Origin of the sequence: Streptomyces sp. NPDC093261 (genome assembly GCF_044753645.1) — a bacterium.
Taxonomy (GTDB): domain Bacteria; phylum Actinomycetota; class Actinomycetes; order Streptomycetales; family Streptomycetaceae; genus Streptomyces.
Genome location: NZ_JBIVNO010000010.1, coordinates 141,728 through 152,383 on the forward strand (window position 1 = coordinate 141,728; position 10,656 = coordinate 152,383).

The 10,656-nt window shown below is 71.5% G+C and carries 21 protein-coding genes; all 21 read left to right on the forward strand.

Annotation, left to right across the window (positions count from 1 at the left end):
- Nucleotides 1–190 precede the first annotated feature (190 nt).
- The 21 genes from ACIP94_RS21885 (at nucleotide 191) to ACIP94_RS21985 (ending at nucleotide 10,598) form a co-directional block, all read left to right on the forward strand.
- Nucleotides 191–1,189 carry a hypothetical protein gene (locus ACIP94_RS21885; protein WP_402427947.1) on the forward strand — a complete coding sequence of 333 codons (999 nt, stop codon included), beginning with the start codon at nucleotides 191–193 and terminating at the stop codon, nucleotides 1,187–1,189.
- Nucleotides 1,189–1,869: a hypothetical protein gene (locus ACIP94_RS21890; RefSeq protein WP_402427950.1), complete on the forward strand. Its 681-nt coding sequence runs from the start codon at nucleotides 1,189–1,191 to the stop codon at nucleotides 1,867–1,869. Before ACIP94_RS21885 ends, ACIP94_RS21890 begins: the two co-directional genes overlap by 1 nt.
- Nucleotides 1,866–2,129 carry a hypothetical protein gene (locus tag ACIP94_RS21895; protein WP_402427953.1) on the forward strand — a complete coding sequence of 88 codons (264 nt, stop codon included), beginning with the start codon at nucleotides 1,866–1,868 and terminating at the stop codon, nucleotides 2,127–2,129. The genes ACIP94_RS21890 and ACIP94_RS21895 overlap by 4 nt, the downstream gene beginning before the upstream one ends.
- Nucleotides 2,126–2,386: a hypothetical protein gene (locus tag ACIP94_RS21900; RefSeq protein WP_402427956.1), complete on the forward strand. Its 261-nt coding sequence runs from the start codon at nucleotides 2,126–2,128 to the stop codon at nucleotides 2,384–2,386. The genes ACIP94_RS21895 and ACIP94_RS21900 overlap by 4 nt, the downstream gene beginning before the upstream one ends.
- Nucleotides 2,383–2,841: an RNA methyltransferase gene (locus ACIP94_RS21905; RefSeq protein WP_402427958.1), complete on the forward strand. Its 459-nt coding sequence runs from the start codon at nucleotides 2,383–2,385 to the stop codon at nucleotides 2,839–2,841. Before ACIP94_RS21900 ends, ACIP94_RS21905 begins: the two co-directional genes overlap by 4 nt.
- Entirely contained in the window at nucleotides 2,838–3,062 is a 225-nt protein-coding gene (locus tag ACIP94_RS21910; RefSeq protein ID WP_402427961.1) for a hypothetical protein, read from the forward strand. The genes ACIP94_RS21905 and ACIP94_RS21910 overlap by 4 nt, the downstream gene beginning before the upstream one ends.
- The gene (locus ACIP94_RS21915; RefSeq protein ID WP_402427964.1) at nucleotides 3,059–3,652 is read left to right on the forward strand and encodes a hypothetical protein; all 594 of its coding nucleotides are present in this window, start codon (nucleotides 3,059–3,061) and stop codon (nucleotides 3,650–3,652) included. The genes ACIP94_RS21910 and ACIP94_RS21915 overlap by 4 nt, the downstream gene beginning before the upstream one ends.
- Nucleotides 3,653–3,764: 112 nt before the next feature.
- Nucleotides 3,765–4,529: a hypothetical protein gene (locus ACIP94_RS21920; protein ID WP_402427967.1), complete on the forward strand. Its 765-nt coding sequence runs from the start codon at nucleotides 3,765–3,767 to the stop codon at nucleotides 4,527–4,529.
- On the forward strand, nucleotides 4,526–5,341 hold the full coding sequence (locus ACIP94_RS21925; RefSeq protein WP_402427970.1) for a helix-turn-helix domain-containing protein: 816 nt from the start codon (nucleotides 4,526–4,528) through the stop codon (nucleotides 5,339–5,341). The genes ACIP94_RS21920 and ACIP94_RS21925 overlap by 4 nt, the downstream gene beginning before the upstream one ends.
- Nucleotides 5,338–5,535 carry a hypothetical protein gene (locus tag ACIP94_RS21930; RefSeq protein ID WP_402427973.1) on the forward strand — a complete coding sequence of 66 codons (198 nt, stop codon included), beginning with the start codon at nucleotides 5,338–5,340 and terminating at the stop codon, nucleotides 5,533–5,535. Before ACIP94_RS21925 ends, ACIP94_RS21930 begins: the two co-directional genes overlap by 4 nt.
- Entirely contained in the window at nucleotides 5,532–5,777 is a 246-nt protein-coding gene (locus tag ACIP94_RS21935; protein WP_402427976.1) for a hypothetical protein, read from the forward strand. The genes ACIP94_RS21930 and ACIP94_RS21935 overlap by 4 nt, the downstream gene beginning before the upstream one ends.
- Nucleotides 5,774–6,160, forward strand: a complete 387-nt coding sequence (locus ACIP94_RS21940; protein WP_402427979.1) for a hypothetical protein — start codon at nucleotides 5,774–5,776, stop codon at nucleotides 6,158–6,160. The genes ACIP94_RS21935 and ACIP94_RS21940 overlap by 4 nt, the downstream gene beginning before the upstream one ends.
- 28 nt (nucleotides 6,161–6,188) lie before the next feature.
- A complete protein-coding gene (locus tag ACIP94_RS21945) occupies nucleotides 6,189–6,869 on the forward strand; it encodes a hypothetical protein (RefSeq protein WP_402427982.1) in 681 nt (226 codons plus the stop codon).
- Nucleotides 6,869–7,573: an exonuclease domain-containing protein gene (locus tag ACIP94_RS21950; RefSeq protein WP_402428474.1), complete on the forward strand. Its 705-nt coding sequence runs from the start codon at nucleotides 6,869–6,871 to the stop codon at nucleotides 7,571–7,573. The genes ACIP94_RS21945 and ACIP94_RS21950 overlap by 1 nt, the downstream gene beginning before the upstream one ends.
- Before the next feature lie 70 nt (nucleotides 7,574–7,643).
- Nucleotides 7,644–8,243 carry a hypothetical protein gene (locus tag ACIP94_RS21955; RefSeq protein ID WP_402427985.1) on the forward strand — a complete coding sequence of 200 codons (600 nt, stop codon included), beginning with the start codon at nucleotides 7,644–7,646 and terminating at the stop codon, nucleotides 8,241–8,243.
- A 1-nt stretch (nucleotide 8,244) separates the two neighbouring features.
- On the forward strand, nucleotides 8,245–9,012 hold the full coding sequence (locus ACIP94_RS21960; protein ID WP_402427988.1) for a hypothetical protein: 768 nt from the start codon (nucleotides 8,245–8,247) through the stop codon (nucleotides 9,010–9,012).
- Nucleotides 9,009–9,491, forward strand: a complete 483-nt coding sequence (locus ACIP94_RS21965) for a LuxR C-terminal-related transcriptional regulator (RefSeq protein WP_402427991.1) — start codon at nucleotides 9,009–9,011, stop codon at nucleotides 9,489–9,491. Before ACIP94_RS21960 ends, ACIP94_RS21965 begins: the two co-directional genes overlap by 4 nt.
- On the forward strand, nucleotides 9,485–9,865 hold the full coding sequence (locus tag ACIP94_RS21970) for a hypothetical protein (RefSeq protein ID WP_402427994.1): 381 nt from the start codon (nucleotides 9,485–9,487) through the stop codon (nucleotides 9,863–9,865). The genes ACIP94_RS21965 and ACIP94_RS21970 overlap by 7 nt, the downstream gene beginning before the upstream one ends.
- Before the next feature lie 3 nt (nucleotides 9,866–9,868).
- Nucleotides 9,869–10,216: an HU family DNA-binding protein gene (locus ACIP94_RS21975; RefSeq protein ID WP_402427997.1), complete on the forward strand. Its 348-nt coding sequence runs from the start codon at nucleotides 9,869–9,871 to the stop codon at nucleotides 10,214–10,216.
- A gap of 5 nt (nucleotides 10,217–10,221) precedes the next feature.
- A complete protein-coding gene (locus tag ACIP94_RS21980) occupies nucleotides 10,222–10,413 on the forward strand; it encodes a hypothetical protein (protein ID WP_402428000.1) in 192 nt (63 codons plus the stop codon).
- Nucleotides 10,410–10,598, forward strand: coding sequence for a hypothetical protein (locus tag ACIP94_RS21985; protein WP_402428002.1), 189 nt, complete (start codon nucleotides 10,410–10,412; stop codon nucleotides 10,596–10,598). The genes ACIP94_RS21980 and ACIP94_RS21985 overlap by 4 nt, the downstream gene beginning before the upstream one ends.
- Nucleotides 10,599–10,656: the final 58 nt, after the last annotated feature.

A 10,656-nucleotide genomic window follows, 5' to 3' on the forward strand; every position in this document is an offset into this window, starting at 1 on the left:
GGCGCGCAACGGACAGACGCAGCCCGGCAGAAGCGGGGCGAGGTGTGCTCCTTCGCCGTTGACCCCCGCTGGCCCCGCCCGGCAGCGCATCTGCCGGGCGGGGTCCACCCCCCACGCACCACCGGAGGAACAACGTGACCGCGAGGGACAGGCGCACCAACCACCCCTGGCCCGAAGGAGGCGAGGACGTATGCGCTGGCTGGCAGACGCTCTTCCGCTCCTGCTTGAGCAGGAGGGGGGCGCGCCGCTGATGGCATGGGTGCGCTACGACGACAACTTCCACTGCCACCCGAAGGTGACGGCGGCGGTGTATGAGGACCCGCGGGCCATCGCCCTGCATGTCCTGGCGCTGACCTGGTCGAACGCGCAGAAGAGGCCCGGGTTCGTGCCGTCGCACCAGCCCGGCATCCTGCTTGCTGACAAGCAAACGGGCAAGCAAATGGCAGCAATTTTGGTGAGCGTCGGGCTGTGGGAGGAGACCGAGGGCGGCTGGCTCTTCCACGATCACGACAAGTACCGGGCGCCCGCACGGGACCGCACCACCCCGGGGACGCCTGCCGAGCTGTCAGAAAAGCGCCGCGCCGCAGGTCAGAAGGGCGGAAGGGCCTCGGCGGCCAAGCGCGCCGGCAAGCGGGAGGTCAGCAACGTGCCGCCTGCTGACCAAGCTCAGGGGCAAGCAAGTGAAGCAAACGGCGTGAGCAAAAGCAGCAACTTGCTGTCTTGCTGGGTGAGCCCCGAACCCGTACCCGAAGTACAAGAGCAAGAGAAGACTTCGTCTTCTCTCTTGTCGGATTCGGCTTCGCCTGCATCCGACGTGATCCTGCTGCGGCCCGCCTCGGACGACACCTTCGACGTGTTCTGGTCGGCCTACCCGCGCAAGGTGGCCAAGGCCAACGCGCTCAAGGCGTGGCAGAAGCTGATCAAGAAGGGCGTGGACCCGCAGAAGATCATCGCCGGCGCGTGCCGCTACCGCGACGACCCCCGCCGCTTGCAGGCGGACGTCAAGTACACCGCCCATCCGGCGACCTGGCTGAACGGCGAGCGGTTCAACGACGAGCCCGAGGCACCGCCGCTGTTCGGCGCCCTACCCGAGGCCGTCGGCGGCCCGCCGCCCCGTACATCGACCACCGATCAGCGGGTTGCCGAGGGGCTGGCGCTTGCCGAGCGGCTGGCCGAGAGGGGGATGTGATGGAACCCTCGCAGGCCGCGCGGCTGCTGACGCTGTGCGCTTCCTTCGACCGGCGCACCATCGGCGAGGCCGACGCGCGCGCCTGGGCCCTGGCTCTGGCGGACGTGGCCTACGACGACGCGCGGGAGGCGGTGGTCCGGCACTACGCGACCAAGCGGGAGTGGATCATGCCCGCCGACGTGCGCAGCGGGGTCAAGGCGATCCGCGCCGAGCGCCTGGAGCACTTCGCCTACGACCCGGACCCCGACGAGAGCCCGCGCCAGTACCTGGCCCGCCGTCGCCGCCAACTCGCCGAGGTGGCCTCTGGCGAGGGTGAGCCCTCGCAGGCGCCCGCGCTCACCGGAGGGCCGCACCCGAGCGTGGCGGCGGCCCTCGCCGGCGCCTTCCGGCGGGTGCCGCGCAAGGACGCCCCGCCGCAAGGGGACGCCCCGTCCCCGCATGAGCCGGGCGATCTGTCCGTGGAGTGCCCGGACTGCCACGCGCCCATCGGCCGCCGCTGCCGCGCCTCGCTGCGCGGCCGGGAGCAGCCCCGGGCCCACCGGCGGCGCCGGATGCTGGCGCGCGGCGAGGAGCTGCCCGACCGGGAGGCGGAGGCGCGCGACGTCGAGCGGCGCAGGGAGACCTACCTGCGCCAGCTTCAGCGGATGATCCCGCCCGAGCCGGAGGGAGGCGCGCCGTGAGCCGCCACGGACACGAACTGGGCGCCGCCGCCTACCGGATGGCGTCCGTGCTGACCCAGCGCCTGTGCGCCCTGGGAGTCGGCCGGGAGGAGGCCGTGCGCATCGCGGACGGCTTCATGACCCACCTGATGCAGCAGGGCTGGCGCCCGGTGCCCGTCCAGCCGGCCGTCGACTGGCGCACCAAGTCGCAGGGCGTCGAACCGAACGAGGACTACAAGGCCGCGCGCGAGGCGCTGCGGCAGGAAAAGGACGAACGGTGAGCTACAAAACCGATCTCGGCGACATCCGCTCGCACGAGCCGGAGGACGAGGAGCGCCGCAAGGCCGGCAAGTGGGCCATAGGGCAGGTGCTCGACCTGTGCGCCGACCCCGACAACCCCACCGAGACCGAGCGGGAGTTGATGTCCGAGCTGCTGAAGGCGCTCGGCCTGAAGCCGGACGAGCAGCGCGTGGTGCGCGACCCGCTCACCAAGCCCGGGCGCGACGCCACCGGCCGCTTCCACAAGGAGGCGCCGTGAACAGGGGCTTCACCACCGTCGGCGTCTTCCACCCCAAGCGCGAGGTGAATATCGGCGGCCTGTGGCGGGCGGCCACCATCTACGGCGCGTCCCAGGTCTTCACCGTCGGCGCGCGCTACCACCGCCAGGCGGCCGACACCCCCAAGACGCCGCAGAACATCCCGCTGGTGCACTTCGCCGACATCGACGACCTGGTCGCGCACCTGCCCTGGTCCACCCCGCTGGTCGGTGTCGAACTGGTTGAGGCCGCCACGTCGCTGACGGCCTTTGAGCACCCGGTGCGGGCCTGCTACCTGCTGGGCGCGGAGGACCACGGCCTTCCGCCGGCCGTCCTCAAGCGGTGCCACCAGCTCATCCAGATCCCCGCGCCCCGGCTGATCAGCCACAACGTGGCCACGGCAGGCGCACTCGTTCTCCATGATCGATACGTCAAGAGCCCGGAGGCAGGCCGATGATGATCCCGAAGAACATGGACCGCGAGGAGCTGCTGAAGCTCCTGGACGTGATCCGCGAGGGGGTCGCCAGCGGCGACACCCTGGAGGGCTCGATCGAGTTCACCCTGAGCGAGGCCGGCGCCGCGCACCCCTACGCCGTCCACGGCGTCTACCGGGTGGGCAACCTCTACGGCCAGGGCGGCATGGAGGTCGTCGGCGAATTCGACGGGGGCGAGGGATGAGTGCCCCCCTCGTGATCGGCCTGGACCCCTCCCTGGTGGCGACCGGGATCGCGGGGCTCGGCTGGGCGGAGGTCCTGCGGCCCAAGCGGCGCACCGGCCACGAGCGGCTGGCCTGGCTGCGCTCGGAGGTCGCCGACCGTGTCAAGCGGGCCGACCTGGTGGTGATCGAGGGGCCCTCGCACGGCAGCGCCCTTCAGGGCGGCCATCACGAACTGGCCGGCCTCTGGTGGCTGCTGGCGCAGGATCTGTGGGCGGCGGGCATCCCGTATGCGGTGTGCCCGCCGCACAACCGCACCATCTACGCGACCGGCGAAGCCTTCCCGGCGCGCAGCTACCCCAAGACGATGCGCTCCCGGGTGGCCAAGGCCATGGTGCGCACGGCCGCGGCCGAGCGCTACGGCGTCGAGTTGGAGGGGGTCGGCAAGTTCGACAAGGCTGACGCGCTGGTGATGGCGATGGCCGGGCTGGACTACATCGGCTTTTCGGTGCCGGCGGTGCCGAAGACCCACCGCAGGGCGCTCGGGGGCATCTCCTGGCCGGAACCGGCTGTGTTGGACCTCTTGCATGCTGCATGTGCACAAGTAGACTGAACGAAACCCCACTCGGAGGCGTCAGCATGAGCCCCTTCCGTATCACGCCCCGTACCAGCGTCTTTCCGCATGCCCCGGCTGCTGTCTGCGTGCAAGTTGCGGAGGCTGTGCGATGACAGACACGTCCCTCAACCTGGTCCGCAAGATCGAGCGGCACCGCGCGCAGGAGGCCCGCCGCAACGGCATCCGCCTGCGCGTGCCGAGCGGGCCGGCCGTCGAGCGCCGCGACCTGCTGCGCTCGCGCGGCATGTCGGACACCGCGATCGCCGCAGCGTGCGAGCTGCACCAGACCACCGTCTCCGGCATCCACAAGCGGCCCTCGCTGGCCGCCTCGACCGAAGCGGCGATCTTCTCCGTGCCGGTGCCGCACGAGTTCAACCCCGGCGACGCGGTCCGCGTCGACAAGACCGGCACCACCCGCCGCCTGCGGGCGATGGTCGCGGCCGGCTACAGCCAAGCCTTCATCGCCGAGCGTGTGGAAACCGATCCCGACGTCATCGTGCGCCTGACGCGCGAGGGCCCGCACAAGGACAAGCCCAACCGCTACGTCACCGGCGCCATGTTCAAGGCCGTGCGCGCCGTCTACGACGAGCTGGCCTTCAAGGACCCGGCCGCCTTCGGCATCGCGCAGCACGAGATCACCCGCTCCATCAACCGTTCAACCCACCTGGATTGGGCGCCCCCGCACTGCTGGGACGACGACACGATCGACGACCCCGAGGCAATCGCGGAGTGGACCGGCGCCTGCGGCAGTGACACCGGCGCGCGCATCCACCGCCGCGACGGCATCCCGATGTGCCAGCCGTGCCACGAGGCCCTGCTGGCCTACCGCCGCGAGGAGAACGAGCGCCGCGCCGCCCGCAGGGGGGCGGCATGAGCCCCCGCACCCGTCCGCTGCCGCCGCACGGCAAGCGCGCCCGCTACCTGCGCGGCTGCCACTGCCCCAAGTGCACGGCGGCACACAGCCGGTACTGCAAGGAGTACCGGCTGCGCACCCAGCGGACGGGGCGCATGCGGGCCGAAGTGGCCCAGGCCGCCGAGCACCTGAACGGCTACATCGCCAAGGGCTGGACGCAGGCGGCCCTCGCCAAGGCCCTGGACGTCAACGCCTCCACGCTGCGCGACCTGCTCAGCGGGCACACCCGCACCACCGACGTGGACGTGGTCGCCAGGATGCTGGCGTTCGACCCGGGCGACACCCCGCCGCCGAGCGAGTGGACCGACCCCACGGGGACGATCCGCCGCATCTGCGCCCTGGCCGTCATCGGCTGGCCCATCTACCGCATCGCGCGCGAGATCGGCCTCTCGGTCGAGTCGGTCTGGAACATCATCCGCGGCGACCAGAAGGTCAGCCGCACCGTCGCCGCCCGCACCGCCGAGGTGTACGCGAAGCGCAGCCGCACGCCCGGGCCGTCGGCCATCACCCGCACCAAGGCCCGCAAGAAGGGCTGGAACGGGCCGATGGCCTGGGACGACATCGACGACCCGCACGCCCTGCCCGAGCCCGAGCCGGCCCGCTCCCAAAAGCGCTCGGAGGCGCGGGCCGAGGAGATCCGCTTCCTGGCCGGCTTCGGCATCGCGCCCGAGGAGATCGCCCGCCGCGTCGGCTGCTCGGTCGACTACGTCGCCTCCCAGCTCGGCGGCTGGCGCGCCCCCGGCATCCCCCGGACCAAGGAGAAAGCCGCATGAGCAACAAGGACGTCACCGCCCTGATCAGACGCCTGCGACGGCAGGGATTCACCTGCCGGCTGGCCAAGTCCGGCCACTGGCGGGTCACCTCGCCCGCCGGCGTCACCCTCACCGTCCCCGCCACCCCCGGCGGCGGCAACCGCGGCCTGCGCAACACCCGCGCCGACCTGCGGCGCATAGGAGCGCAGCTGTGAACGAGAACCAGCGGGTCTACACCCCGCGCGGCAAAAGCGCCCACCTGCTGACGCCGCTTGGCTCCCCGAACGCTCAAGACGCGGCCCTGTGCGGGCTGGTGCCGCCGTGGCCCGGCAACTGGCTTGGCACCGGCTCGCAGCGCGAGCACGACCGGGCCGCCCAACTCCCCGTGTGCCGGCGCTGCGCCCAAGTGGCCACGGCATCCCAACCCTCCACCTCCCCGAAGGGGAAGACGGCATGACCACCGCGAAGCTCTCCTCGTCCCTGCCCTCTGGTGACGCCAACGGCCTGGACCCGATCATCCGCAAGCTGATCGAGCGCCCGGACGTCAAGCAGATCGCCATCTGCGTCCTGGACAACCGGCAGACGGTCACCGACAACGACTCCGGCGCCACGGTTCCCACGCTGCGCATCCGCCGCATCGAGGCCGTGTTGCGCACCGACGACCTCGACGTCCTCCAGAAGATCATGCGGCGCGCGATCGAGACCCGCACCGGAGCCGAAGTCCTGCCGCTCGATCTCGAGGACGACATCTCCGAGATCTTCGCCCAGCTCGCCTTCGACGAGGACGGCCAGCTGGTCGACGCCGACTCCGAGGACGCCGACGACGACGGCGACGACTGAACCCCGCACCCCTGGCAGGAGGTACCCCGTGTCCCTTGCGTTCCCGTACTCCCCGTGCCTGCTGGATCGCCGGCACCTCACCGACGCCCGCATTTGCGGGGGATGTCGTCGCAACCTCCAGCTGCGCATCGGCGACCTTGCCGCCCTGTACCGCGAGCTGGACGAGGCGCTGGTCCCCTCGATGGGCGCCAAGGACGGGGACCGGGTCTCCGGCACCCGCCACCCGCAGCCGCCGTGCCGCACGGACGTGCTGTGCCTGCTGGGCCCCGCGGCCGAGGAGGCCGTGATGGTCAACGACGACGGCGACCAGACGGGGCTGACCATCGTCGGCGCCCTGCTGGACTGGGAGGCCGACTGGCGCGCGATGCGCGGCCTTCAGCCGGCCGTCCGCTCGGGCGTGGAGAGCGCCATCGCCCGCGCGGTGCGCTACCTGCTGGCGAACCTGAACTGGGCCTGCGAAGTGCACCCGGCCATCGAAGCCTTCGCCCAGGACATGCGCACCGTGGAGGCCGCCTGCCGCTCGGCGCTCGGCGACGTCGAGGACCAGCCCAAGAGGGGGCTTCGCTGCCCGCAGTGGGACGGCGAGCGTCCCTGCGCAGGGCTGCTGAGCACCGACCGGCACGGCGTCAGCTGCTCGCGCTGCGGGGCCACCTGGCTCTGGCTGGACACCTACGAGCAGGCGGGATCGTTCCTGGCGGGGGCGGCGTGATGTACGACTGCCTCAGCTTCGATACCGAGACGGACGGCCCCGAGCCGGAAGAGGCGCGGATCATCTCCGCGGCCCTGGTGCGCTTCACCGACGGCATCCCCGTCGAGCGCCACACCTTCCTGCTCCAGCCCGAGCGGCCCATCCCGCCCGAGGCGATAGCCGTGCACGGCATCACCACCGAGCACGCCGAGGCCGAGGGAGTCGACCGCGCGGAGGCGCTGGGGGAGATCGCCCGCCTGCTGGCCCTGCCGGCGGACTCCGGGGTGCCGATCGTCGTCTTCAACGCGCGCTACGACCTCACGCTCATGGACCGCGAACTGGCCCGCGTCGGCCTTCAGTCCGACCTCGCCGGCGCCGGGCCGGTCTACGACCCGCTGGTCTTGGACCGTGAGCTGGACCGTTACCGCAAGGGCAAGCGCACCCTCGGTGCCTGCTGCGCCCACTACGGCATCCGCCTGGACAACGCGCACAGCGCGGACGCGGACGCCGAGGCGGCCGGCTGGCTGACCTTCGCCCTGATCGAGGCGTTCCCCGACGTCCCCTGGCACCTGCCCTGGGAGGTGCACGCCCGCCAGCAGACCTGGGCGGCCGGCCAGGCGGCCCGGCTCCAGAAGTGGTTCGACTCGAAGCTTCGGCCGGGCGAGGAGCGCCGCGTCACCCGCGGGGAATGGCCCCTCATCCCAACTGGATCGTTTTCTCACTGACGTTGACGGTGCGTAAGGCCAGATGTATCGTTATCTACGTAAGAAGGATCGGCGAGAGAAAGAAGGAGCCATGTCCACCCGTGGGTTCGTCGGCTTCGTGGTCGACGGCCAAACCAAGATCACGTACAACCACCACGACTCGTACCCGGCCGGTCTCGGCCAGGACGTCCTGACGTGGCTGTGGGCCAACCGCCACAGCCTCATCTGCTCCCTCCACCGCAACGAGACGGGCGGCCCCGTCGACCTGGTGCGCAAGCTGCGCGTGGTCGACGACGACACCCCGCCGACCGACCAGGACATCAGGGCGCTTGAGCCCTACACCAACCTGAACGTGGACGGGCGCCACGAGCGGCCCTCCTGGTACCAGCTGCTGCACGGCACCCAGGGCGACATCGCCCGGATGCTGGCCGCCGGCGCCATCGAGGACTCCTCGGACTTCCCCGCCGACTCGCTGTTCGCCGAGTGGGGCTACGTCGTCGACCTCGACAACCAGGTCCTGGAGATCTACGAGGGCTTCCAGCACGCGCCGCACAACGACGGCCGCTTTGCCGACATGGCGCCCGCCCGCGAGGGCTACTGGCCCGTGCGCCTGGTGGCCTCCTGGCCCCTTGGCGGACTGCCGCTCGTCATGCCCGACGAGGACGGGATCTCGAAGGCGGAGGCGGCCTGACATGCTCGATCCGGCAGCTGAGCTGCGCGCCGCCTGGGCGGGCCGAACCACCCTCACGGGCCAGTTCGGCAGCGCCGTCTACCACCGCATAGCGGACTCGGGCGAGGACCAGACCTCGCCCGAGGGCGTCGACAACCCCCTGTGGGACGTCATCCGCTGGATGCCCGCCGAGCCCCACTGGACGGGCAAGGGCCTGGAGCCCACCTTCGTCCACAACGCCTTCGACCGCGCCACGGCCGGCTACCTGACCCTGATGGGCGCCGACCGCCGCTACCTGGCCACCACCTACACCTGGTCGATCATCTCGCCCGGCGACGTCGCGTGGATGGCGAAGACCCTTGAGGGCCGCAAGGTCGTCGAGATTGGCGCCGGCTCCGGCTACTGGGCCTGGCAGCTCGAACAGGCCGGCACCGACGTGGCCGCCTACGACCCCTTCCCACCCGGCGAGGACAACGGCTTCGCCAAGGCCGGCCCCTACACCACGGTCCTTTCCGACGACTCCTCGGCGGTCAAGCACCACCAGGACCGCGCCCTGCTCATGGTCTGGCCCCCCTACGGCGGCGAGCACGCCCGCCACGCCCTGTCCCTCTACGAGGGCGACCTGCTGCTGTACGCGGGCGAGCCCTGGGGCGGAGCCACCGCCGACGACGAGTTCTACGAGCTGCTGGCGGCCGAGTGGGAGCAGGTCTCCGCCTCGCCCAAGCACGTCAGCTGGTGGGGGATCAACTGCGAACTGGCCGCCTACCAGCGCAAGGGCGGTGCGTCGTGACCGTCCAGACGCTGATCCCCGCTCCCCGGAAGATCGAGCCCGCCCGGCCGACCGAGCGCCAGCTGACGATCCTCACCCAGCTCGCGCTCGGCCACGGCAACATCAAGGCGGGCCGCGCCGCCGGTGTCAGCGCCGACACCGTCAAGCGGGACATCCAGCGGATGTACGCCGCAACGGGCATCCGCACCCGCCCCGGACTCGTCGGCTGGGCCTACCGCGCGGGTCTCGTGCCCCGGCTCTACGCCGACCGCGCACCGGTCACACTCCCCAGGCGCCGCGCCCAGATCCTCGATCTGGTGGCGCGCGGCAAGCACAACCGGGCCATCGCCCGCGAGCTGTACCTCACCCCCGACACGGTGCGCACCCACATCAACCTGCTCTTCAAGGACCTGGACGCCCACAGCCAGGCCCAAGCCGTGGCCCTCGGCTACGAGTTCGGGCTCCTCGGCGACGTGAAGCCGGAGGCCCGCGCATGCTGACCCTCGACCTCGCCGCCGGCACCGCCGCGTACGCCGCCGGCTGGCTGCTGACCGCCCGCGCGACCTACCGGCGCCTGCTGCGCATCCACCGGGCCACATGGAAGCGCCACGCCGAAGAGGTCCGCGCCGGACAGCACCGCGAGTGGCGCTGCACCGAGAACCAGTGCCAGTGGCGCTACCACCTGGGCCCCATGCAGGACCCCAGCGCACTCGCACCCGCCGCGATGGGCGCCGCGCTCGCGTGGCCCCTGTGGACGCCGATCGTCGGCCTGACCAAGGCCGTCGTCTGGCAGCGCCCCACCCCCGAGACCCCCGATCAGGCCGCCAAGCGCCTTGAGCGGGAACTGGAAGCCGAATTCGGAACCAAGGAGTAACCCGTGAACCAGACCGAACTGATCGAGACCGTCCGCAAGCGGACCGGCGTCCGCCGCAAGGACGTGGACCAGGTCGTCACCGCCCTGTTCGACGTCGTCACCGAAGAGGTCGCGGCAGGCAACATCGTCGCCGTCACCAACTTCGTCTCGTGGACGCCCGTCGAGCGCCCCGGCCGCTGGGCCCGCAACCCGCAGACCGGCGAGCGTGTCCGCGTCGCCCCCCGCCGCGACGTCCGCGTCCGCGCCCTGCCGCGCTTCAAGGAGATCGTCGCCGGCGGCGACCCGTCGGCCAGCCGCCGCAAGCGCGTCCCCGCCCGCTCCACCCTCCGCACCGAGCCGCCCGAGAAGTGATCGCCATGACCAAGACCGTGACCTATCCCTGCGCCGACGACCGTGACTGGGACGAGTTCCCCGCGACCGGCGACGCCAACTGGAACCACCTCCTCACCGAGATAGCCCACCCGAGGATGGTCCAGGCCGAGTACGCCCTCGCACCCCACGCCGACAGCGCCGACAGCGCCGACAGCGCTGCGGAGCCGAGGGCGTGAGCGCCGTGGACCGCCCGCCGTACTACGCCGCCGGCGGCGACCGGATGCTGGTCGCCGCCGACGAGGCCGCGAAGGCGTTCTGCGCCGACCGCGGTCCGCAAGACGACTGCTACCAGGCCACCTGGGACGCCTTCGACTCCTCCATGGACGCCGCGCTCGCGCCGTTCACCGAGGCTCCCGCGTGATCCCCCTGGCCGAGGCCGTCGCGCTGTACCTGCACGCGCTGTGGGCGGTGCCCCTCAT

Coding starts and splice junctions, on each gene's coding strand:
- ACIP94_RS21885 (WP_402427947.1), top strand. CDS start 191: ATGCGCTGGCTGGCAGACGCTCTTCCGCTCCTGCTTGAGCAGGAGGGG.
- ACIP94_RS21890 (WP_402427950.1), top strand. CDS start 1,189: ATGGAACCCTCGCAGGCCGCGCGGCTGCTGACGCTGTGCGCTTCCTTC.
- ACIP94_RS21910 (WP_402427961.1), top strand. CDS start 2,838: ATGATGATCCCGAAGAACATGGACCGCGAGGAGCTGCTGAAGCTCCTG.
- ACIP94_RS21915 (WP_402427964.1), top strand. CDS start 3,059: ATGAGTGCCCCCCTCGTGATCGGCCTGGACCCCTCCCTGGTGGCGACC.
- ACIP94_RS21920 (WP_402427967.1), top strand. CDS start 3,765: ATGACAGACACGTCCCTCAACCTGGTCCGCAAGATCGAGCGGCACCGC.
- ACIP94_RS21925 (WP_402427970.1), top strand. CDS start 4,526: ATGAGCCCCCGCACCCGTCCGCTGCCGCCGCACGGCAAGCGCGCCCGC.
- ACIP94_RS21930 (WP_402427973.1), top strand. CDS start 5,338: ATGAGCAACAAGGACGTCACCGCCCTGATCAGACGCCTGCGACGGCAG.
- ACIP94_RS21940 (WP_402427979.1), top strand. CDS start 5,774: ATGACCACCGCGAAGCTCTCCTCGTCCCTGCCCTCTGGTGACGCCAAC.
- ACIP94_RS21950 (WP_402428474.1), top strand. CDS start 6,869: ATGTACGACTGCCTCAGCTTCGATACCGAGACGGACGGCCCCGAGCCG.
- ACIP94_RS21955 (WP_402427985.1), top strand. CDS start 7,644: ATGTCCACCCGTGGGTTCGTCGGCTTCGTGGTCGACGGCCAAACCAAG.
- ACIP94_RS21960 (WP_402427988.1), top strand. CDS start 8,245: ATGCTCGATCCGGCAGCTGAGCTGCGCGCCGCCTGGGCGGGCCGAACC.
- ACIP94_RS21970 (WP_402427994.1), top strand. CDS start 9,485: ATGCTGACCCTCGACCTCGCCGCCGGCACCGCCGCGTACGCCGCCGGC.
- ACIP94_RS21980 (WP_402428000.1), top strand. CDS start 10,222: ATGACCAAGACCGTGACCTATCCCTGCGCCGACGACCGTGACTGGGAC.